The sequence below is a fragment of the Halomonas sp. NYA30 genome, assembly GCF_976980765.1.
On sequence record NZ_OZ334477.1, the window covers coordinates 2,724,915 to 2,747,480 of the forward strand.

Below are 22,566 nucleotides of genomic sequence, written 5' to 3' on the forward strand. Positions count from 1 at the left end.
CCAACGACGCGCATCAGCAGTGAATTAACATATTAGGAATGATCATGAACATTCGCGACACCTTTACCCTCTGGGGCCCCACCAGCTTGGCAGTGCTATTAGCCGCGAGCTTGGCGAGCCCTGCTTTTGCGCAATCAGCTGCTGAGCAGGCCGACAGCCAACCCCAAGAGCTAGCTCAAGAGCAGGAGCAGGAGCAGGAGCAGGAGCAGCAAAATCAAGAGCAGCAGCCACAGGAAATCAGCATAGACGCTGTCGACAGCGCCGCTCAGGTTGCTGACCAAGATGAACTGCCTCGTGGTCACTTCCGCCTACCCGAAAGCGGTGACGTTATCGGTGAGAGCTACACAGTTGTGGTCGAAGACCCCAAGCAGACACTGATTGATATCGCCCGTCGCCATAACATTGGCTATGAAGAAATTCGCATGGCCAACCCAGATGTCAGCTTATGGGTGCCTGGCGTGGGTACCGAGGTAGTGATCCCCGCTCAGTACATTTTGCCGCCTGCCCCACGCGAAGGGGTGGTGGTTAACCTTTCAGAGCTACGTCTCTACTACTACCCTGCTGACAAGCCCGGCATCGTTGAAACGTACCCGGTCAGCGTAGGGCGTGAAGAGTTCGCAACGCCAGTGGGCATTACCCGCACCACCGTTAAAGTTAAAGACCCTGCCTGGGCGCCCCCCTCCTCCATGCGTCGTGAAGCAGCTGAACGTGGTGAACCAGCGCCTTCCGTGGTGCCACCAGGTCCTGACAACCCACTGGGCGAGCATGCAATTCTACTCGCCATGCCGAGCTATCTAATACACGGCACCAACCGCCCTGACGGCGTCGGTATGCGCGTTAGCCGCGGCTGTATCCGCATGTACCCTGAGGATATCAAATCGCTTTACGAGCGCTTACCGAGCGGTACACAGGTTAATTTAATGGATGCGCCATTTAAAGCAGGCTGGGCTTCCGACGGCACGCTGTTTGTACAGTCGTTTCCGCAGTTGGAAGAGAACGTGGAAGGCTTTGAACCTCTGCTAAATGCCGTAGAGCGCGTCACTGAGCTAACTGACAACGACATTGAAATAGATGCTGAACAGATACAGCGGGCCGTTGAAGCCCCCGATGGCCGCTTTATTGCCCTGCATGGCCCACAAGCGCCAGCACCTGAGCCAGAGCCCGAACCTGTTAAGCTGATTAACGAAGTTGAGCTCAGCGCTGCAGCTAGTGGCGAAGAAGAAACCTAATACACGGATACGGCAGTAACAAAAAACCCCGCCGAGGCGGGGTTTTTTGCGTAGCTAGCGGCAAAAACTACTTACCTAACATCTTTACCAACTACGACTTGCATACAGCAACCGCTGAGAGAGCCTAGTGGCTCCCCAGCAGCTCCAAGCAGAATTACTTCTGCATGGAACGCTGGAACATGCGGTTCATTTCTTCACGGTTCTGCTCAGACATCTGCAGAGCAGCCTGCGCATCGCGCTGGGCTTGGTTTGCAGTGTTCATAGCTTGTGAAGCCATGCTGCGTGCTTCTGCAGCGTCAGCCTGTGCAGATTCTGCAGTCATGCGAACTTCTTCCAGCGCGCCGGTAGAAGCACAACCAGCAAGAATTGCCAGAGAAGCAGCAGCAGCAGTCATCTTCAGAGTAGTTTTCAGAGTCATAGTGTTCTCCTTGAGTCGTCCTTGGGTACTACATTAAGGGTATGACAAAGGTAAGGTTACGCACATTAAAAATGTGCTTAGCTTAAATTTGTCTACCTGCGGTGCAGGTTCTTTACAGTGACTTGTGCTGCGAAGCACGCAAGTCAAACGCTGTTTTATAATAGACTACAGCGGTTGTCTATAGCCACTTTTTAAAAACCTCGAACTTCCTTCAACGGCAATAGCTTAACGGATCACTACACGGGTGCCAACACCCACTAGTTCTGCCAAGCGATCAATTTGCTCGTTGGTAACGGCAACACACCCTTGAGTCCAATGATAGCGACCATGAATATCGGGGTCTGCACTACCCAAGCCATGAATCCCAATCGCACCACCTAGCGCTGTATTTTGTGGCGGATGGCCGTTACGTCGGTAGAAATCGAAGTAATCTTCATAATCGGTTTGGGAATAAATCCCTTTTTCAAGCGCCATGCGTGCATGGGCTGGCGTTGGGAAATCAATCCCCATGAACGTACGCCACTGGCTTTCGTAATTAAAACGATTGATACGAAACTCACCCTTAGGAGTCACGTTATCGCCACGAACGCGCTGAGTCTTCGCCCCTGCACGCCCTAAGGATATGGGCGCATAGCGCTCTAAAAGCTCATTACCACGGAACACACTGAGCGTGGCCTCTTGATCATCAATCAGTACCCACAGCTCATTGCTATGGCGCGGCACATGGGCGCGCGTAAGCATTGTTTCGATAAGGTCAGAGGGAGCAGCCTGACTAGGTGCAGTGACAGCAGCGCTAGCAACCGCTGGCAAGCTCAGCGCCATAGCTAAAAACCGACGGCGATTGATTAAAAACATGGCAGCTCTCGAAACATATTAGCCTGTGGTGGACCAACTAAACGCATAGGGTGGCTGTTATACCTTATTCCCACATCCGCCGTAAGTAATTTCGTCATAGTACCGCTTTGGGTCGTCCCGAAGCGATGATGTGCTCGCCAGTGGCACATACTCATTAAACGCCCTGCAACTCTTCCATACTCGCCATCATGTGACGTATTTCAGAATTATGCCCTTCAGCTAGCGAATCAAAGAATTCTGCTTCGGGTTCAATTCTCGAGCGTGCGGCACGATGCTTGTACAACGCCTGCAAACGCTCATGGGCGGTGGTGGCTGTTTTCATGGCATCTTCTATGGAGCCTGTAACGGTTTGCTCCGCAATTCGATCCAGCTCAGGTGGCTCAGGGAATTCGCTCGATTCATCGAACCACGTCTCCAGCACCTCAGAATGATCCGTACCGTCATGGAACAAGTCTTCTAGACCCGTTTTCATCTTCAATTCACGGCTGGCGAGGTAATCTAATCCCATTTTTAAGCGTTCATTGTCGGCTTTATCAGCAGCCTCGCTGTATTGTCGCGCCATGCGCGCGTGAAAACCTGCCGCCCATTCGACTAAATCTTTAACTTGGTTATAGCGCATCATGATCTCCTTTTCGTGGTGCTTACTTGACCAGCGGATAAAATCGAGCCTTTTACCACTCCAGGCTGGTTTCACGCAGAGCAGCTATTTCGCGCTTTGCCGCCTGAAGATTATCCAGCAATTGCTGAGGCAAACTCGCTTGACTATCCACCTTAATCATAGCGGGATTATGAGTAGTACGCCGCGCAGCCCCTTCATCGCTATGCAGGCGTTCAAGCTGACCTGTCAGCCAATTCAACCAACTTTCCGGCTGAGCGTTTAAGTCGCGCAGACGCTGTAGCTCTGCCAAAGCCGGGCCTTGCTGAGATAACAATACACGCCAGCGATGCTCTGGCAAGCGCGCGTGCTCAGTAACTTCACGTAGAAGCGACTCTAACGCCAGCTCAAAGAGCGCCAACGCGCTCTCCTCCAGCGCCATCTGCCGCGAAGGGGCATGTTCACCCTCCCCCGCTGGCATAATGGCTAACAGCTCCGCTTGGTAGAGTAACTGATTGGTTCGCGAGCGTGCATTCACTTGCGCTTATCCTCCACGTGCCATTTACCAGCCTCAAACATGGCCTTCCAGCCGGTGGCTTTGCCCTCTTCGTCAGTCATTACAAACTGCTCTTTCGTCTTACGCGAATAACGGATTTGAGCGGGACGACCATCGGGGTCTTCACTAGGTGCTTTGAGAATAAAATGGTACTTCTCAGGCAACTCTTCGGCATGCGCTTTTAGCTCTTTCACCAGCGGTGGCCGCGTTTCGCGATTTTTAGGAAATTTACTCGCCGCCAAAAAGAGACCGCTTGCGCCGTCACGCAGCACGTAATGGTCGTCCACTTTTTGACATTCAAGTTCCGGCATCGGAATCGGATCCATTTTTGGCGGCGCCACTTCGCCGCTTTTCAATAGCTTACGGGTGTTTTTACACTCGCTATTGGTGCAGCCAAAATACTTACCAAAGCGACCTGATTTCAACTGCATCTCAGCGCCACACTTATCGCACTCGATCACAGGGCCGTCATAGCCTTTAATCTTGAATTTACCGCTTTCCACCTCATACCCATCACAATCAGGGCTGTTGCCACAAATATGCAATTTGCGCGTTTCATCAATCAGGTAGTTGTCCATCGCCGTGCCACACTTGCTGCAGCGACGCTTAGCACGCAGTGCATTCGTTTCAGCCTCTTCACCCGCATCTTCCGCTACTGCTTCTTCACCTGGAATCAGGTCGATGGTGGTCTTGCAGCGCTCTTTTGGCGGCAAATTGTAGCCGCTACAGCCCAGGAACACGCCTGTGGAAGCGGTGCGAATTTGCATATGGCGGCCACATTTCGGGCAGTCAATATTGGTGGGCACCGGCTGATTGGGCCGCATACCATCTTCGCTCTCCGCCTTGGCTAACTCTTCACGAAACTCACCGTAGAAAGCATCTAGCAAAGCCTGCCAGTTACGCTCGCCTTCGGCGACTTCATCAAGGCTATCTTCCATGCGCGCAGTGAATGAGAAATCCATCAAATCAGGGAAGGACTCTTTCAGCCGCTCGGTAACGATATCGCCAAGCTTCTCGGCATAAAAGCGGCGGTTTTCAAGCTTCACATAGCCGCGATCCTGAATCGTGGAGATAATCGATGCATAGGTAGAAGGACGACCAATCCCCTGCTTCTCGAGCTCTTTCACCAGGCTTGCTTCGGTGTAACGCGGTGCAGGCTTGGTAAAGTGCTGCTGAGGATCAAGCGCTTCCAACGCCATCGGCGTGCCTTTAGGCAAGTCAGGCAGGCTCTGATCTTCATTTTTACCGCTTGGCTTCATCACCCGTGTATAGCCATCAAATTTAAGCACGCGTCCTTTGGCACGCAGCTCATACCCATCAACCTCGACGCTAAGCGTACTGGACAGGTACTCAGCGGGTGTCATCTGGCAAGCTACAAACTGGCGCCAGATCAGCTCGTAAAGGCGCTCTGCATCGCGCTCCATACCGGACAGGTCTGATGCTTTGCGTTCAACGCTGGAGGGGCGAATCGCCTCGTGGGCTTCTTGAGCACTCTCTTTACTACTGTAACGATTAGGCGCTTCAGGCAGATAGCGCTCGCCAAACTCTTCGCCGATATAACTGCGCACGCCTTCCACTGCATCTTTTGAAAGATTGGTGGAGTCAGTACGCATATAGGTGATATAGCCCGCCTCATACAGACGCTGGGCCATGGTCATGGTCTTCTTAACAGAAAACCCTAACCGGCCACTCGCGGCCTGCTGTAGCGTAGAGGTAATAAAGGGCGCTGTCGGCTTGGAGCTGGTGGGCTTATCTTCCCGCGAAGTAATCGCGAGCTTGGCTTTTCTAAGCTGCTCAATACGCGCCAGGGTGTCTTTTTCAGAGGTGGGCTTAAAGGCTTTGCCATCCTGACGAACCAGGGCAAAACGCACCAGCTCACCCTCGGGAGAGGCCAAATCCGCGTGCACATCCCAAAACTCTTCAGGAATAAAGGCACGAATTTCGCGCTCGCGTTCAACAATTAGACGCACCGCGACGGACTGTACCCGGCCAGCCGACAGCCCACGCGCCACTTTCGCCCACAGCAAAGGCGAAAGCATAAAGCCCACCACGCGATCCAGGAAACGCCTAGCTTGCTGTGCTTCCACCCGGGGAATATTTAGCGCGCCCGGCGCTTTGAACGCGTCCTGTATGGCATTTTTGGTGATTTCATTAAACACCACGCGCTTATAGCGGCTGTCGTCTCCACCGATAGTCTCACGCAGGTGCCAGGCAATGGCCTCCCCTTCGCGGTCCAAATCCGTTGCGAGATAGACAGCGTCGGCTTTCTCAGCCAATTTTTTCAGCTCAGCCACCACTTTCTCTTTGCCTGGCAGCACCTCATAGCGCGCTTCCCAGCCATTGTTGGGGTCAATCCCCATCCGCCGAATCAGCTGATCTTGGCTTTTACGCTTCTTATATTCCACCTTCTCTTCCGCCGACATCTTGCGTGTCGCTGCGGCCTGGCGTGCGCGCTCCTTAGGATCGGAGGCTGCCTTACCTGAGCCGCTGGTCGGCAGGTCACGAATGTGACCCACGCTCGACTTCACGATGAAATCGTTGCCGAGATATTTGTTAATCGTCTTCGCTTTAGCCGGCGACTCGACGATGACCAGTGACTTGCCCATAGTGCTCCACTTTCCTAATGCACGGACTGTCTAGCACGTGCTCTAAATTCGGTGCCGTATCGCCGGGATGAAACAGCCCATTAACAAAGATACGGATGAAAAAATGCGCCTACCCTACCCCAGCCCTTGGCTAAGCGCCAGTAGCAACCAAGTCGTAGGAAGAATCCGTAGATTTCTGACAAAGAGTAGCTAGACACTAGACTGCCACTGGCATTACGGCAACCCAAAAGGCACACAGTCAAACAAAGCGCCCCCACCATATAGGCGGGGGCGCTGTGAGCTAACACACTGTTTTAGCGATTGTTAGACGGATTCTCACCTCCGCTAGTGCTGCCAGGTTTCACTGATGGCTTAGTGCTTTCCTCATTGGTGGCAGAGAGTTTAGTGGCTTTTTCCTCTGTTTCTTCAGGCGCAGCCGAGGGCTCAACAGATGTTAGCTTAGCTGCTTTTGGCTTAGCTTCTCCTGTATTAGCTTTTGCCTGACTAATTCCTTCCGATTTAACAGCTTCTTGCTTGGGTTTAATAGTTTCTGATTTAGCAGCTTCCGGTTTGGTAGCTTCTGGCTCAATAACTTTTTTATCAGCTTTACCAACCACGCCAGCCTTAGCGGTTTTTGACTTTGCTGGTGTTTTCGCCTTTGCCTTGGCAGCATTAGGAGTAGCAGGTGCTTCCTTTTTGCTAGGCCGTGCCTGATCAAAAAGCGCTTTTATCTGATCAAAGCGTTTAGCAGCATGCTCTGAAAGCTCGCCACTGGCGGCAAACACGTGTTCAAGGTGGCTAATATAGCCATCAATATCCTCGTTGCTATCACCCTTGAGCAAAATAGGCAGTGAATTCAGTGCTTGCTCACGATCCAGCTTCAAGATAAAGAATTGCTCACGCACTAAGCGCTTAAATTCACTCAGCTCTATGCCTGGCTCAAGCTCAGCACGGGAGGCGCGTAGCCGTTTGAAGTTACGCTCATCCGTGGCTGGAGCACCGCCGAGTACATAGATCAGCGAGCGCATAACCGCCTCATGAGCACCACCGTGGGTAATCTTCTCGCGCAGCGCTTCCCGGCGCTGCTCCATGAAGCGGCGGTGCTCGGGCTCAGCGCCGGGGCGGCGGCGATGCACATGGGCATCGCCATAAAGGCCCACGGCGGCCTGCAACAGCGGCTGGCCGTAAATATCCATAAACATTTTTTCAGTACTGCTATCGCGTAAATCGCGCACCGCATTGAGGCTTGCAACCAGCTGGTCAGAGCCCATGGTCTCAAGGGATTTGAAAAGATTATCATGTGAAACAGGATGACGATTTTTACGTATCGCGTCTGCCATTACCGGTAGCGGCACAGAAAGCGGGTTGCGGTCAGAAAGCAGCTTGTAGCCCAGGCGGATAGGGTGCATACGACGAATTAAGCGCGCCGCCTCAGGTGTTATCATGGCTTTTAGCCAAGGCTGCATAAATATCCGATACAAGCCCAAGTTTATTTCTGAAATACGCGCTACGGTGGCAAAGCGACGATCATCCTCAGGCTTGTGCATCACTGCCTGATCTAATTCTTCAAAGTTACGCGGCATAAATTCGAGCAGATAATCTCGCTCGAACAGCTCAGCATCTTCGCCCTTCTCCGCCGGGGATATGGAGGTTTCGTACAGCCCTGGGGGCAATACGTCGATGTAATCCATATTGGCAGTGAATTCGGTATGCTCTTTGCGTGACACGCTACCCGAAACAAATATACCTAGGTGGCCGGTAGTATCATGCTGGCAATAGACGATGGTTTGCTCGTTGGCAATGATGTCATCTGTGTTTTCATATAAATCACGAATCCATCCCAAGGCTTGCGGCGGCGGGGTAATATCATCCCCACGCGAGCAGAACACTACGATCGGCGAACGCACATTGCGCAGGTCGATTCGGCGCCCATCATGGGTCACCAACTGCGCGGTAGAGAGTCGATTACCGACAAACAGGTTATCGACAATATATTGGATTTCTTCACCGCCCAACACGACGTGACCGCCCCACCAGCGCTCAAATTCGAGGTATCGGTTCGCTTCTGTATCGATGTTGTCGTAAAGGTGATACTGCTTTTTCCAGTACGTATTAGCAGGGTTTAGGCGTTCAAAGTTCTGCACCAACCACGCCCCGTCAAACAGGCCATCACCAATGTCGCTAGTGAGCGCCGTAATCCAACTGCCCCCCGCCATTCCGCCGGTATAACGCATTGGGGCTTTGCCATGTTCGCCAGCCCAATAAGAAAGCGGTGCCCCGGCAATAAGAATAGGGCCAAACACATCTGGCTCTAATGCGGCCGCCATCATGATTTGCCAGCCCGCTTGGCAATTACCCACCACCATGGGCTTTTCGGTGGTTTCTGGGTGACGTTCGATCACATGGCGTAGAAACGCAACTTCTGACTCAACCACATCCTCCACGGTCTGACCCGGTTCAGGAAATGGCAAAAAACCAATAAAGTAGCAGGGATGCCCCGCTTTTAGCGCCACCCCCAACTCGCTGTCTGGCTTAAACCCGCCAATCCCTGGCCCATGTCCCGCACGCGGGTCGATCACTACAAAAGGACGTTTTTGTAGATCAATCTCAGTCCCTTCATGAGGTAGTACGCGTAACAACTCATAGTTGGTTGGTCGCGGCAGCGTCCGGCCAACCATTAGCACTTCAGTATCAAAACCCAATACGTTGGGCTTGGTTTGTTCCATGTGCTCAAGGTATTGATTACCACGCTCACGCATCACATCTAAATACAGAACGCTACGCTCCATGCTATCGCGCCAGTAATCAAAAGCCGCACGCCCAACCCCAAATGGGTCGAATAAGGAAGCGATCGTTTCACTACTTGGTACCACTGTGGAACCACTTTGCTGCTTTAGCCAAGCGTCAGTAAAAGCGCTGGCGGTTAGCAAAGGATTGGCGAGAAAGTTCATAGGTTCTCCCATTTGGTCGATGCGCCGGCATCAAACCGGGCAGCAATGAGGATGCTGCAATGCAATATAGTTTAGGCCACTAAGATCGCAACGTCGATCTTTACTCCTAGTAATTTCGACTAATGGAGCCACAAAGCACTCTTTAAGCAGCGCCAAAGATTCAGTGTTAGCATGCGTTGCGCTGACGATAAAGCCTGTATTTGGCATTAGTCCTAGCGACATTAAAGGGTGTTCACTATGAGGTTGCTATGTCATCCCCTACTCTGCTCAATCGCCTTACATTTCGGCAACTACAGGTCTTCCAGGCGGTGCACCGGCAACGCTCTTATTCTCGCGCAGCTGAGCAGCTGGGACTTACTCAGCCCGCGGTGAGCGCACAAATACGCCAGCTTGAGCTGGCTTTGGGTCAGCCACTCTTTAACTACGCGGGCAAAACGCTCCACACACTTCCCGCCGCCGACACGCTCGCCCATTCGACACGAGAAATTTTTGGTCAGCTTTCACGTCTGGAAATGAACCTATCGGACATTAATGGCAAAATAAGCGGCGAACTTAATATTGCGGCAGTATCCTCGGCTCAATATGTGGTGCCTTACTTACTCGCCCGGTTCCGTGCTCACTACCCAGAGGTGCACGTTCGCTTAAAGGTATGCAACCGCAGCCAAGCCCTAGAGCGGTTGACTGAGCAGCAGGACGACCTCGTTATTATGGCGATGGTGCCAGAGGATGATCGCTTAGTAGTGATGCCAATTCTTGATAATGAATTAATCGCGGTGGTTTGGCCGGAACACCCCCTGCTCTCTATGCCGGAGCCCTCTCTGGCAGACTTTGCACGCCACTACGTATTGATGCGCGAGCCAGGCTCTGGCGTGCGCAATGCCTTTGAACAAATGGCCGCCAATCAGCAGGTCGCCCTTCCACACTGTATTGAGCTGGGCACCAATGAAGCCATTAAAGGCGGAGTAATGGCCCACTTAGGCGTTGCCGTTCTCCCCCGCTTGGCGGTACAGCTTGAACTTGAGCAAGGGTTACTTTTTGAGCTTGGGCTTCCCGATTTTCCGATCCACCGATCCTGGTGCACGGTGTATGCGCGGGAACGTTTTCCCACACCGGTGGCAGAGCTTTTCTTAAGCTTTATCCGTGAGCACTTACCCGATTATCGCCGCCATTTTCAAGCGCCTTCAAGCCCGTTACCGAGCCACGGCGTCGCTTGCCTGCCAATGCTTGCGCCCTAGGGTCATGCGGTGTCCTGTTGACAGTGAAATATGTTACATTAGTAGCTATTAGCACGATGAAATATCGGATGCACTTCGTATTAATTAATCAGGTATCAATTGGCAGGTCTTGTAAGGGCTTAACGCCCACAAACGCACTCGGCCTACCGCACAAAAGAGAGGCTCTGTCCCTATGAGCAATACCCCTCCGCAACGCGTGTCTAGCGGTGAAAAATTCCGTAATGAACATGGCATGACGGTGATCAAGGATGGCATGAAGCAGCGCAAAGCGCAGGCAGAAGCCCCTTCTCTTGAACGCAAGCCTAAGTGGCTGCGCGCTCAGATCCCTGGAGGGGAGCGTTTTGAAGCGGTCAAAAAGAACGTTGCTACCCATCGACTAAGCACCGTTTGTGCTGAATCTCATTGCCCCAATATGGGCGAGTGCTGGAGCAACGGCACGGCGACCATCATGCTTATGGGTTCAGTATGCACTCGCGCTTGTCGATTCTGCGCGGTAGATACCGGCAATCCACAAGGCTGGCTTGATCACGAAGAACCTGAAAACACCGCGAAGTCAGTGGAGTTAATGGGCCTTCGTTACATCGTGCTCACCTCGGTAGACCGTGACGATCTCGACGATGGCGGTGCATCGCACTATGCCAACTGTATTAGTGCCATTAAAGCGCGCACGCCTGAAGTAGTCGTGGAAGCCTTAACGCCTGACTTCGATGGCGAGCTGAGTGCTATTGAGCGCGTTGTTGATTCTGGGTTACAAGTATTTGCCCAAAACGTTGAAACCGTTGAACGATTAACAGGCCGTGTACGTGATCGGCGAGCGGGTTATCGTAAAACGCTTGACGTGCTTGCCCATGCCAAGCGCTACCGTCCTGACATCATCACCAAAACCAGCTTAATGCTGGGATTGGGCGAAACTGACGAAGAGATTTTGCAGACTTTTGATGACCTGCGTGAAATCGGTGTCGATATCGTCACGCTTGGTCAATATTTGCGCCCAACCAAAAATCACTTGGCGGTAGAGCGCTGGGTAACGCCAGAAGAGTTTGACCGCTACCGCGTGATCGGTTTGGAGAAAGGCTTTATGGAAGTGCCTTCTGGCCCGCTGGTGCGTTCCAGCTATCGCGCTGATCGCGTGTTTGAAAAGAACAACCTGGGGCTCGCCTCACCCGCCGCCATTCCTGGTCAGGAACAAGAAGCGAACCCCAATATTATTCCAGCGTTAAACGTAGGATAAGCCTAACTTTACCGCTATATAGAGCTAGCTGAAAATAGGGAGCCACCGGCTCCCTTTTACAGCGGCGAGCTACCTACACTGACTAATTCACGATTTAGCCGTTTGGCTAGCGCTTTCGCCAACTGCTCCCCGACCTGATGATTGCTTGGTAGCGATGCAACGTCGGCCAACCTCACCATGGGCATGCCGGCATAGCCGCAGGGATTAATCCGTAAAAAAGGCGTTAGGTCACCATCGACGTTTAACGCTACGCCATGAAAGCTTGCCCCACGCCTAATTCGCAAGCCTAATGAAGCAATTTTAGCCTCACCAGCGTCGGTCACTACATACACACCGGGCGCATCAGGCCGTGCACGCGCGCTTACACCGTAACTGCTTAATACATCAATCACCGCATTCTCCAATGCAGTGACTAAATCACGTACGCCAATTTTTCCACGCCGCACATCCAGTAACGGATATAGCACCACCTGACCAGGCCCGTGATAGGTAACCTGCCCACCCCTATCTGTATGCACTACCGGAATATCCCCGGGTAGAAGTAAATGCTCCGGCTTGCCGGCCTGCCCTTGAGTAAATACAGGATCGTGCTCGACCAACCAGAACTGATCAAGGGTATTGGCATCGCGGGTATCAGTCAGCGAGCGCATGGCTTCCCAAACAGGAAGATAGGGTTGGCGCCCCAAGTGATGCAGCTTGATTGGCTCGGCGTCGCTCACGCTTACACCACCATATGCACACGACCGGTGGCTTTTAACGCCTCAAACAGCTCTTTAATGTGCTGCTCTCCAGTCGCTCTAATCACCACACGAACCGATTGGAAACGACCATTACGGCTATCAACTACCTGCATTGTCGTGGCGTCGAAATCAGGCGCATGGCGCACAATGACCTGACACACACAGGCAGGAAAGTCTTCGGCGGCATCGCCGACGACTTTTAACGAGTAATCACAGGGAAAAGTGATTTTAGGCGGCTCTTGAACCGCCGGTTGGCGCAAATCACGCAGTCCTTGTGGCGTACCTTTTTTCATAGCAACCCCATCATTGCAAAAAACAAAACCAACGGCTTAAACCTAATCAAACTTTAGTCGGTAAAGTTGCTGATTAGGCCACTAAAGAAGCGCTGCACCTGATCAAACAAACGCTTGAAGAGACCGCCCTCTTCAATGTTTTCCAAGGCCACCAAGCGACGCTCACCGACCACCTCGTCGCCCAGATGAACCTCAAGGGTGCCGACCTCATCACCAATAGCAATCGGGGCCTGAAGATCCGGGTTCAGATTAAGGCGCGCGCGCAGTTCTTCATTACGGTTACGCGGCAAGGTCATAAAGACCTCTTCATCGACTCCCACGCGTAATTCGTTAATATCGCCACCCCACACACGCGGCGTGGCCAAAACAGCACCACGCTCGTAAAGCTTCATGGTCTCGAAAAAGCGGAAACCATAGCTGAGTAGCTTTTGCGTTTCCTGAGCACGCGCCTCATCGGAGGTGGTCCCCATCACAACGGAAATCAAGCGCATATCGTCACGCTTAGCCGATGAGACTAGGCAAAAACCCGCCTCCGTTGTCCAGCCGGTTTTTAGGCCATCGACCGAAGGATCGCGCCACAGCAGGCGGTTACGGTTAGGCTGGTCGATGCCGCCATAAGAGAAAGTGCGCTGAGAGTAGATTTCATAGTGGTCGGGGTAATCATTAATAATATGCTGGGATAAGCGCGCCATATCGTGGGCAGTTGAGTAGTGATTATCCCCCGGCAACCCCGTGGCATTTTGGAAGTTTGTATTATTCATTCCCAGCCGAGTCGCATGTTGGTTCATCAGATCGGCAAAGGGCGTTTCTCCACCCGCTAAATGCTCAGCCATGGCGACACTGGCATCGTTACCCGACACAATAATGATTCCATGAAGAAGGTCATCTACTGAAACTTGATCACCCACTTCGATAAACATTTTAGAGCCGCCGGTACGCCACGCGTTCTCACTAATATTAATCATGTCAGTCAGATTAATAGTGCCGCGATCAAGCTCACGCTCAACCAAATAGGCCGTCATCAGCTTGGTCAAACTCGCTGGCGGCAGACGCTCATCGGAATTATGCTCAGCCAAGATGCGGCCACTGTTGGCATCCATGAGTATCCACGAACTTGCCGCTAACTGGGGAGCCGCAGGAATAATGGTTTGCGGTTGCGGAATTACCGGCTGAGGAACTTGCTGTGCACTGGCAGGCACAGCAACCGTCGCCATTGCAGCAAAAAGGCATAGCCGTGCAGAGCGACCAATGGATGTAAACACGTTCATAACGTCAGTCTCACTTACTTGAAAGCTTACTTGTAAAGCTTTTTTTAAAAACAAGGCGGCGCGTAAAACGCGCCACAAGAAATAAATAGGGTGCTAATTATCGCACAACAAAGACCTGGGGGAACCCTGCTTGACGCAGCGTTTCACGTGCTTGAGTCTCCTGCCCCGGCCTAATCGGACCTACTTGCACACGGTAGACGTCAGCATCACTCATAATACGCACGTCGTGAGGCTGCTCCCCCTGTAAACGCTGCTGTAACTGCTGAGCGCCTTCTGGATTCCCTAACGCGGCAATTTGTAGATAAACTTCGCCATCTGATTCGCCTTGGCTTGGCGTCGGCTGAGATACCGATTCTCGAGAGGACGCAGCAGGCGCTGAAGCAGTAGGCACTGAGGAATTAGATACTGAAATATTAGACGCCGTTTGCCGGGCAACAGCCGACGGAGCGTTTGAAGCAACTTGCCTCGGCTCTGGAGTGCTTGCTTGTTGGGAAGAACCACTCCCCCCTCGACCACGCTCGGCTAGCCACTGTTCAGGGTTGATTGCTTCAACTTTAACGGAGCCGGTGCCATTGTCGAGAAAACCCAATCGTGCCGCTGCCGCATACGAGAGATCTATTTCACGGTCACTATGAAACGGGCCGCGATCATTTACCCTGACAATCACCGATTGCCCGTTATCCAAGCTGGTTACCCGAGCAAACGTGGGTAAGGGCAACGAACGGTGAGCGGCCGACATTTTATACATATCGTAAATTTCGCCGTTTGAGGTCGCATAGCCGTGGAATTTTTCACCATACCAAGAGGCCGTACCGCGTTTTTCGTAGCCTGTGGCATCAGGCAGCACATGGTAGGTTTTTCCCCACACCTCATAGGTTGAGCGGTTGCCACCTCGGGAGGGCTGCTCAACGCGCGGCTCTGCATCGGGCACTTTGGTAACATCCGGCGGTTCAAGTGGGTAGGCATCTCCGCTCATGGCGTAACGACCGTCACTCGTAGCGGCCGACGAACTAGGGGCAGCTGCTTGATTGGCCGAGCTAGGCACATCAATACGCTGGGTATCATTGCTAGCACAACCACTGACCAGCGCCAGCAAGGCGATTACCCCGCCAGCACGCCTGGTTATCGTCAGTTTGCTATTCATGCCTCGTCCTCATGCAGCTTATCGTGCAATGCGGCGATCTCTTCCGCCAACTCGGCTACAGCCATGGCATACAGGTGACTATGGTTATAGCGAGTAATCACATAAAAATTATACTCGCCGAACCGATAGTGGGTCTCGCCATCAGCGAACTCAAGCGCCAACGGCGCGACTAACAATTCACTATCTAGAGAATCCTCAGGCATCAGTCCATGCGCGGCCAGTTGAGCGACACTCACTGCAGGAGGCGACGTTTGGTTAAACGAGAGTTCCTGTAATAGCTCGCTTGACAATTCGTCTGGCCCAGTGGCCTGGTGATAAATATCAGCCCCTGGTTTCCAGTTATGCTCGGCAAAGTAATTAGCGACACTACCAATCGCATCGACTGGGTTTTCCCACAAATCGCGGCGGCCATCATCATCAAAATCTACCGCATAGGCTTGGTAACTGGTGGGGATAAATTGCGGATAGCCCATAGCTCCTGCATAAGAGCCGCGCAGCCCAGTAGGGTCGACCTGCTGCTCGTACGCTATACGTAAAAACGCTGCCAGCTCACCGCGAAAAAAAGCGCCTCTCGCCGGGTGATGAAACGCCAGCGTGGCTAGCGAATCCAATACACGGTGCTGGCCTTTATGACGGCCGTAGTAAGTTTCAACGCCAATAATAGCGGTAATTATTTCAGCAGGAACGCCATAGGTACTTTCGGCTCGCGCCAAGGCGTCAGCATGCTTATCAATAAATTCAACGCCCTCTTCAATGCGCTGCTGAGTCATGAAAATGGCGCGATACTCATGCCACTTTAGACGTCGCTCGGCGGCCCCTTCCATGGCGTCCAGTACACTTTGGGTATAATTAGCCTGTCCGAGCGCCTCTTCTAGCCACGCTTGAGGGACCCCTTGCTCAACTAGCTCTTCCATCAGCGCTTGGCTGTCAGCATTTTGCTGAGGCGCAAAGTGCTGAGGGGCAGCTTGCTGTTCACCCTGAGAAGGCTCCTCAGCAATTGCTATGGGCGTTACCCAGCACATCATGGCTGCCAAAAAATAGCGGCTCGTCTTCCCTTGAACCTTGTTCATTAACTCTCCACTCCTGAGCTCTTTATCCCAGAACGATTAATTCCAGAACCATCTATTCCTGAGTTTTCCATTGCCGAGTAACACAGGCGTCTGAACTATATGTTTGGGCTGGGCAACTTTGCTAGCGCGACAGCAGCCGCCGATGAGCATGTATGGACATGAGAATACCGAAACCCGCCAACAAGGTCACGCTTGAGGTGCCGCCAAAGCTAACCAACGGTAGCGGCACACCAACGACAGGCAGAATGCCACTCACCATGCCCATATTGACAAATACATAGATAAAAAAGGTGAGGATGATACTGCCTGCGACTAAGCGGCCAAAGGTATCCTGGGCAGCGCTTGCCATCCAGACACCACGGCTCACGATTAATAGATACAGGCACAACAGCACCAGCATACCCACTAAACCAAACTCTTCGCCTAAAACGGCAATAATGAAATCCGTATGCCGCTCTGGCAAAAACTCTAACTGGGACTGGGTTCCCTGCAGCCACCCTTTGCCCCACAACCCACCGCTACCTATGGCGGTGGTTGACTGAATGATATTCCAGCCAGAGCCCAGCGGGTCGCTTTCAGGGTTCAAAAAAGTTAACACGCGCTGACGCTGGTAGTTATGCATATTCATCCATAACACCGGCACCCCGGCGGCCCCCAATGCCGCGATAAATCCGATCAACCGCCACGACAAACCTGCTAGCAGAACCACGATAAGAGCAGCACTGGCTACCAGCAACGAGGTTCCCAAGTCAGGCTGAATAGCCGTCAGCACGACGGGCACGCCGATGATAACGCCACACACTAGTATATCGCGCAGACGCGGCGGCAATTCACAGCGATTAAGATAGGCCGCCACCATTAACGGGGCTGCCAGTTTCATCATTTCCGAGGGTTGAAAGCGTATGACGCCAGGAATGACTAACCAGCGCTTAGCGCCCATCCCCACATCACCCACTACATCAACAGCAACCAGCATGGCAACCCCGACCCCATAGGCTAGCGGCGCGAAGCGCAAAAAAGTAGAAGGTGAAAACTGGGCAATGATCACCATCACCACCAGGGCGATGCAAAACCGTATGCTCTGAGCAATCACGGCATCAATGGATTGCCCAGAAGCGCTATAAAGAACGATTAAACCACTGCCCATCAATACCAGTAGCAAACCAAGCAGCCAGGGGTCTAGATGGATTCGCTCCCAAATACTTTTACGCCGGGCGATGCCGCTTTCGGGCGGGCGAACTGGGTAACCACGCATAGAACGCGCTAGATAATGCCAAGGCATGGGTTAGTTCCCCTCCACATTGGCATTATCTTCTTCTAACACTTCGCGTACTTCTTCTACGTCCGGCGCTTCATCCTCAAGTAACCAGGCATCCGTCATAGCACGCGCCAAATGAGCCGCGTGTGTACTGCCGCCGCCTGCGTTTTCAACAATAACGGATACCGCAATCTGAGGGTCTTCCAGCGGTGCAAAGGCCATAAACAGCGCGTGGTCACGGAGCCGCTCCGCTAACTCATCAGCGTTATAGCGTTGGTCCTGGCCCAGCGAAAACACCTGTGCAGTGCCTGACTTACCGCCCATGCGATACTCAAGGCCCACGCCAGTTCGACGCGCTGTCCCTTCGGTGCCACTAATCACCTTCTCCATACCGCTGAATACCCGATTCCACCAGTTGTCATTAGCTAACTGAATGTCATCCAAGGTGTCGGGCAGGTCACGGGGGACAGGGGTATCGCCAATCTGACGCGCCAAGCGCGGCTTCACCCAGTGGCCGCGATTGGCCAGCGTTGCAGTGGCGCTGGCTAGCTGCAAAGGCGTCACCTGCCAGTAGCCTTGCCCAATCCCCACGGACAGGGTCTCACCGGGATACCAGGGCTGGTTAAAGCGTCCTCGTTTCCAATCACGCGAGGGCATCAAAGCGCTGCTTTCTCCTTGCACGTCATGGGCGACACGCTGACCAAAGCCAAAATTACTCATCTGCTCATGGAGATTATCGATACCTAAATCATGTGCCAAGGTGTAGTAGTAAGTGTTATTAGAAACGGCTAGGGAACGCTCCATATCGACACGACCATGCCCCCAGCGCAACCAGTTGCGGTAACGACGGGAGTCGTTAGGTAACTGATAATAACCGGGATCATTAATCGTGCTATCAGGGGTAATGACACCTTCCACCAACCCGGCCAGCGCTAGAAAAGGTTTAATGGTAGAGCCAGGAGGATAATGACCACGGATAGCGCGGTTAAAAAGCGGTAAATCGAGATCTTCCTGCAAACCACGATAAGAAGCCACATCAATGCCGGTGACGAACTGATTACTGTCAAAACCCGGTGTTGAGACCATCGCAAGAATCTCACCTGTGCCTGGCACGATAGCCACGATAGAACCGCGACGACCATCTAACAATTCATAAGCCAGCATCTGGAGCGACTTATCCAACGTTAATGTTAAATTCTTCCCAGGTACCGGGTCAGTGCGCCCTAGCTCTCGTAACACTCTTCCGCGGGCGTTGGTTTCCACTTTGCGTAAACCCGCCTCACCATGCAGCTCTTCTTCGTAAAAACGCTCAATACCGGTTTTACCAATAAAGTGAGTACCCGCGTAACGACCTGCATCCAGCGTTTCCATCTCTTCAGCATTAATACGGCCAACGTAACCTAGCGCATGGGCCATTATTTCGGCATCAGGATAAAACCGCAGCGGCTGTGCCTCTATCTCCACCCCTGGCAATCGGTGGCGGTTAACTGCCAAACGGGCAATTTGGTCTTCACTTAGATCACTGGTAAGCAGCGCTGGTTGGAAAGGTCGTTGACGCTGGCGTGAGCGCACGTTAAACGCTTCAATCTCTTCTTCAGGAAGCTCAAGAAGCTCTACTAGCAGCGCCAGCGTTTCATCCAGATTATCAACACGCTCGCGAACAAGGGTCAGGTTATAGGTTGGACGGTTTTCGGCTAACAGTACGCCATTACGATCGTAAATTAACCCCCGATTAGGCGGCAGCGGTTCGACGCGAACCCGGTTATTTTCAGAGCGCGTGCTATACATGTCGTGCTGGACGATCTGTAAATAAATTAGCCGCCCCGTTAGCAAGCTGGCCAGGGTCAACACCACCAACACGGCGAGCAGCGCTCTAACACGAAAAATACGCAGTTCTTGCTCGGAGTTTTTTAGCGTGTTGGGGCGCTTGAGCATGGCAACGAAGACTCTCAAAACAAACAAAGGGCGCAACAGGACACAAACAGTAATGGCTTACCATTCAGCCGTTAACGGTGATAAGGGTGACCCACTAATAGTGTCCAGGCACGGTAGAGCTGCTCGGCCAGCATAATTCGTACCAGTGGATGTGGTAGCGTCAGTGGTGAGATTGACCAGGTTTTGTCGGCCGCGGCTGAGAGCGAAGGCTCAAGCCCGTCTGGCCCACCTACCAGCAACGCAATATCCCGCCCGGCCATGCGCCAAGCGTCAGCTTCTTGCGCCAGCTGCTCGGTGGTCCATGGTTTACCTTTCACTTCCAGTGCTACCACGTATTCGTCGCCACGCAACTTATCGCGAATACGCTGCGCCTCCTGGGCGCGCGCTTTCGCGATATCTGCATTTTTGCCACGCTGGCCGAGGGTGATTTCTTCAATCTCGAGATTGAAATCTCTCGGAAGCCGCTTACGGTAGGTCTCCACGCCCTCTTCTACCCACCCAGGCATTTTGCTTCCCACCGCTAACAGCCGGATTTTCATGACATGCCGGCTCGCTCTTGAAAGCGCTCAAGCGACTCACCAATCGCGCCCGAGTCCGTCGGCAGATCGGCCCATAGCCGCTCCAAATCATAGAGCGTGCGCGCCTCAGGCATCATGACATGAACCACAATGTCACCCAGGTCGACCAGCACCCAGTCGGCGTTATCACCACCTTCTACGCCCAGAGGACCTAGCCCTGCTGCCTTGGCTTTTTCCACTACGTTTTGCGCCAGAGCAGCGACGTGACGGGTCGACGTACCACTGGCAATCAACATGAGGTCGGTGACCTCGGTTAATTTAGCAACATCTAACTGCGTAATGTCGCGTGCTTTCAGTTCTTCTAGCGCGTCAACCGCTAGATTTTTCAATGTATCGATGTGCATGACTCCTAAAGACAACCTCATGGGGTAATCGGTCAATAAAGCCGGCCATTGTAACGGCTTATTTGACGACTGCCAGCGCTATTCACACTGCTGGTAAAGTCCGTAGCGCGCAATAGCCTGTTCAACGGAGGGCGGCACCAAATAGCGCACGCTTTTACCCGCTTCCAGCCGCTTTCGAATATAGGTCGCTGAAATGGCCATTAACGATGGCAATTCAAGCGACAAAAAGCCCCCACATGACCGCTGCATTAATTCCTCTACGCTATCGACTACCCGATGCTCTACCAGTTCCATTAATGGCGCTGGCAATGGATCGCCATAGCCTGGGCGAGCAATAACCACCAAATGGGCAAACTCAAATATGCGCGCCGGTTGATGCCATTGTGTAAGCCGCAAAAATGCATCGAAACCAATCACCATGACCAGACGCGTATTCTCACCATACTCCGCACGCAGCTCGGCAAGCGTATCGGTGCTGTAGGAGGGGCCGTCACGCAGAAGCTCACGATCATCAGCCAACAAGCCAGGCGTGTCACCGATACCCGCCTTTAAGAGCGCCAACCGCTGCCGCGCTGATACCTGCGGCTGATCCCGCAAGGGGGGCTGCTGAGCAGGTATCATATGTAGCTGATCAAGCGACAGCGCCTCATGCAACTCCACAGCACTGCGTAAATGCCCCAAGTGAATGGGGTCAAAAGTGCCACCCAACATTCCAATACGCTGAAACTTTAGACTCACACCACCCCCTTATTCACGCACTTGGCCATCACCGAATACGACGTACTTCTGGGTGGTTAAGCCCTCTAACCCTACCGGCCCGCGGGCATGCAGCTTGTCGGTTGAAATCCCAATCTCAGCGCCCAGGCCATACTCAAAACCGTCGGCAAAGCGAGTCGAGGCATTAACGATGACCGAACTCGAATCCACTTCTGCCATAAAGCGTCGCGCTAGTGAATAATCTTGGGTCACAATCGCGTCGGTGTGGTGTGAGCCGTACTGCTCAATATGGGCGATCGCTTCATCAACCCCATCGACCACTTTAATCGCCAGGACCGGGGCTAAATACTCTGCGTACCAATCCGCCTCATCGGCTGCGATAGCCTGAGGTAACAGTGCCTGAGTACGTTCACAACCACGCAGCTCCACCTCATATTCAGCATAGGCACGTGCTAGCTCGGGTAACAGTAAATCAGCAATCGGCGCATCGACCAGCAGTGTCTCCATGGTGTTACAAGTGCCATAGCGATGGGTTTTCGCATTGACGGCGATGGCTAAGGCCTTGGCAGGGTCAGCGGTGGTATCGATGTAGACATGACAAACCCCGTCCAGATGCTTGATGACTGGCACGCGCGACTCACGAGTAATACGCTCAATCAGCGATTTGCCACCACGGGGAATAATGACATCGACATATTCCGGCATGCTAATCATTGCGCCCACTGCGGCCCGGTCGGTGGTTGCTACCACCTGAACACTACCCGCTGGCAGTCCTACATCCGCAAGCCCTGCTTGAATACAGGCACTAATCGCAGCATTTGAGGCACTGGCTTCTGAACCGCCACGCAAAATACAGGCATTACCCGATTTTAAACACAGACTAGCGGCTTCCATCGTCACGTTAGGGCGCGACTCATAAATAATGCCAATAACCCCTAGTGGCACGCGCATTTTGCCAACCTGAATCCCGCTGGGCCGGTAACGCATATCACTAATCTCGCCCACTGGGTCTGGCAAGCTCGCTACTTGCTGAAGCCCTTCAATCATGGCGTCGATTCGAGCATCGTTTAGCGCTAAGCGGTCTAACAGCGCGCTCTCTAAGCCGCTCTGGCGGCCACGCTGCAAATCCTCAGTATTGGCGTCTAGTATGCGGCCGCGCGCTTCTGCCAAACGCTGCGCCATTGCCATCAGGGCACTGTTTTTCAATCCCGTATCCGCCAGGCGTAGCTCACTGGCTGCGCGGCGTGCCGCTTGTCCCAACGCCTGCATATAGGCGGGCACATCTCCGGACGCTAGGTGCTGATGGGCCTCTTCTTGGAACGGTGTTGAAACGCTCATAGTGTCTCCGTACGGCATCGTGCGTGCTAAGTGCAAATATGAAATTCAAGTACTCAAGCCATGTATTCAAGCCGAGTGCTCAGAATAACTACCAAGCTTAAAATCAAAAGTGAATAATGCCCTAAGCAGAGCCAGGGTACGTTGTTCAGTGGTTATGAAATGATAAACCCAATAGCTTTGAATGGCATGATTGTGCAGCCGTTTTTTACGTTTGTGCTTATGTTAC

At 52.9% G+C, this 22,566-nt stretch carries 20 protein-coding genes; 3 read left to right on the forward strand and 17 right to left on the reverse strand.

Going from position 1 to position 22,566, the window contains the following annotated elements:
- The first annotated feature begins 44 nt into the window (after positions 1 to 44).
- The gene (locus ACWI0H_RS12625) at positions 45 to 1,229 is read left to right on the forward strand and encodes a L,D-transpeptidase family protein (protein ID WP_485873597.1); all 1,185 of its coding nucleotides are present in this window, start codon (positions 45 to 47) and stop codon (positions 1,227 to 1,229) included.
- A 154-nt stretch (positions 1,230 to 1,383) separates the two neighbouring features.
- Here the strand turns inward: ACWI0H_RS12625 and ACWI0H_RS12630 are convergent, their stop codons facing one another.
- The 6 genes from ACWI0H_RS12630 to ACWI0H_RS12655 all read right to left on the reverse strand — a co-directional run bounded on the left by ACWI0H_RS12630 (position 1,384) and on the right by ACWI0H_RS12655 (position 9,189).
- Positions 1,384 to 1,647: an Lpp/OprI family alanine-zipper lipoprotein gene (locus tag ACWI0H_RS12630; protein WP_008956598.1), complete on the reverse strand. Its 264-nt coding sequence runs from the start codon at positions 1,645 to 1,647 to the stop codon at positions 1,384 to 1,386.
- 225 nt (positions 1,648 to 1,872) lie between these two features.
- The gene (locus ACWI0H_RS12635) at positions 1,873 to 2,502 is read right to left on the reverse strand and encodes a L,D-transpeptidase family protein (protein WP_336274540.1); all 630 of its coding nucleotides are present in this window, start codon (positions 2,500 to 2,502) and stop codon (positions 1,873 to 1,875) included.
- Between the two features lie 154 nt (positions 2,503 to 2,656).
- Positions 2,657 to 3,121 (reverse strand): ferritin family protein, encoded by a 465-nt coding sequence (locus tag ACWI0H_RS12640; protein ID WP_008956600.1) that lies wholly within the window; start codon positions 3,119 to 3,121, stop codon positions 2,657 to 2,659.
- Between the two features lie 52 nt (positions 3,122 to 3,173).
- Positions 3,174 to 3,635: a DUF6586 family protein gene (locus tag ACWI0H_RS12645; protein WP_339881700.1), complete on the reverse strand. Its 462-nt coding sequence runs from the start codon at positions 3,633 to 3,635 to the stop codon at positions 3,174 to 3,176.
- A complete protein-coding gene (gene topA / locus ACWI0H_RS12650; protein WP_485873598.1) occupies positions 3,632 to 6,259 on the reverse strand; it encodes a type I DNA topoisomerase in 2,628 nt (875 codons plus the stop codon). The genes ACWI0H_RS12645 and topA overlap by 4 nt, the downstream gene beginning before the upstream one ends.
- A gap of 293 nt (positions 6,260 to 6,552) precedes the next feature.
- Positions 6,553 to 9,189, reverse strand: coding sequence for a DUF3141 domain-containing protein (locus ACWI0H_RS12655; RefSeq protein WP_485873599.1), 2,637 nt, complete (start codon positions 9,187 to 9,189; stop codon positions 6,553 to 6,555).
- Positions 9,190 to 9,437: 248 nt separating this feature from the next.
- On the opposite strand from ACWI0H_RS12655, the gene ACWI0H_RS12660 reads away from it, so the two are divergent.
- Positions 9,438 to 10,424 (forward strand): LysR family transcriptional regulator, encoded by a 987-nt coding sequence (locus ACWI0H_RS12660; protein ID WP_035557245.1) that lies wholly within the window; start codon positions 9,438 to 9,440, stop codon positions 10,422 to 10,424.
- Between the two features lie 172 nt (positions 10,425 to 10,596).
- Positions 10,597 to 11,655 carry a lipoyl synthase gene (gene lipA / locus ACWI0H_RS12665; RefSeq protein ID WP_336274536.1) on the forward strand — a complete coding sequence of 353 codons (1,059 nt, stop codon included), beginning with the start codon at positions 10,597 to 10,599 and terminating at the stop codon, positions 11,653 to 11,655.
- Positions 11,656 to 11,711: 56 nt separating this feature from the next.
- Here lipA and lipB read toward each other — a convergent pair whose 3' ends face one another.
- The 11 genes from lipB to ACWI0H_RS12720 form a co-directional block, all read right to left on the reverse strand.
- On the reverse strand, positions 11,712 to 12,374 hold the full coding sequence (gene lipB, locus ACWI0H_RS12670; protein ID WP_336274535.1) for a lipoyl(octanoyl) transferase LipB: 663 nt from the start codon (positions 12,372 to 12,374) through the stop codon (positions 11,712 to 11,714).
- A gap of 2 nt (positions 12,375 to 12,376) precedes the next feature.
- Positions 12,377 to 12,688 (reverse strand): HP0495 family protein, encoded by a 312-nt coding sequence (locus ACWI0H_RS12675; protein ID WP_035557238.1) that lies wholly within the window; start codon positions 12,686 to 12,688, stop codon positions 12,377 to 12,379.
- Between the two features lie 53 nt (positions 12,689 to 12,741).
- Positions 12,742 to 13,956, reverse strand: a complete 1,215-nt coding sequence (locus tag ACWI0H_RS12680; RefSeq protein ID WP_101145742.1) for a D-alanyl-D-alanine carboxypeptidase family protein — start codon at positions 13,954 to 13,956, stop codon at positions 12,742 to 12,744.
- Between the two features lie 97 nt (positions 13,957 to 14,053).
- Positions 14,054 to 15,100, reverse strand: coding sequence for a septal ring lytic transglycosylase RlpA family protein (locus tag ACWI0H_RS12685; RefSeq protein ID WP_035557234.1), 1,047 nt, complete (start codon positions 15,098 to 15,100; stop codon positions 14,054 to 14,056).
- A complete protein-coding gene (gene mltB / locus ACWI0H_RS12690) occupies positions 15,097 to 16,170 on the reverse strand; it encodes a lytic murein transglycosylase B (RefSeq protein WP_485873600.1) in 1,074 nt (357 codons plus the stop codon). The genes ACWI0H_RS12685 and mltB overlap by 4 nt, the downstream gene beginning before the upstream one ends.
- Positions 16,171 to 16,291: 121 nt before the next feature.
- Complete coding sequence (rodA, locus tag ACWI0H_RS12695; RefSeq protein WP_176303662.1) at positions 16,292 to 17,452, reverse strand: rod shape-determining protein RodA; 1,161 nt, start codon at positions 17,450 to 17,452, stop codon at positions 16,292 to 16,294.
- A 3-nt stretch (positions 17,453 to 17,455) separates the two neighbouring features.
- Positions 17,456 to 19,363, reverse strand: a complete 1,908-nt coding sequence (gene mrdA / locus ACWI0H_RS12700) for a penicillin-binding protein 2 (RefSeq protein ID WP_176303661.1) — start codon at positions 19,361 to 19,363, stop codon at positions 17,456 to 17,458.
- 71 nt (positions 19,364 to 19,434) lie between these two features.
- Entirely contained in the window at positions 19,435 to 19,902 is a 468-nt protein-coding gene (gene rlmH, locus ACWI0H_RS12705) for a 23S rRNA (pseudouridine(1915)-N(3))-methyltransferase RlmH (protein WP_008956613.1), read from the reverse strand.
- Entirely contained in the window at positions 19,899 to 20,285 is a 387-nt protein-coding gene (gene rsfS / locus ACWI0H_RS12710; RefSeq protein WP_035557221.1) for a ribosome silencing factor, read from the reverse strand. Before rsfS ends, rlmH begins: the two co-directional genes overlap by 4 nt.
- Positions 20,286 to 20,363: 78 nt before the next feature.
- Entirely contained in the window at positions 20,364 to 21,023 is a 660-nt protein-coding gene (nadD, locus tag ACWI0H_RS12715) for a nicotinate-nucleotide adenylyltransferase (RefSeq protein WP_485873601.1), read from the reverse strand.
- 9 nt (positions 21,024 to 21,032) lie between these two features.
- Entirely contained in the window at positions 21,033 to 22,340 is a 1,308-nt protein-coding gene (locus tag ACWI0H_RS12720) for a glutamate-5-semialdehyde dehydrogenase (RefSeq protein ID WP_485873602.1), read from the reverse strand.
- Between the last annotated feature and the right edge of the window lie 226 nt (positions 22,341 to 22,566).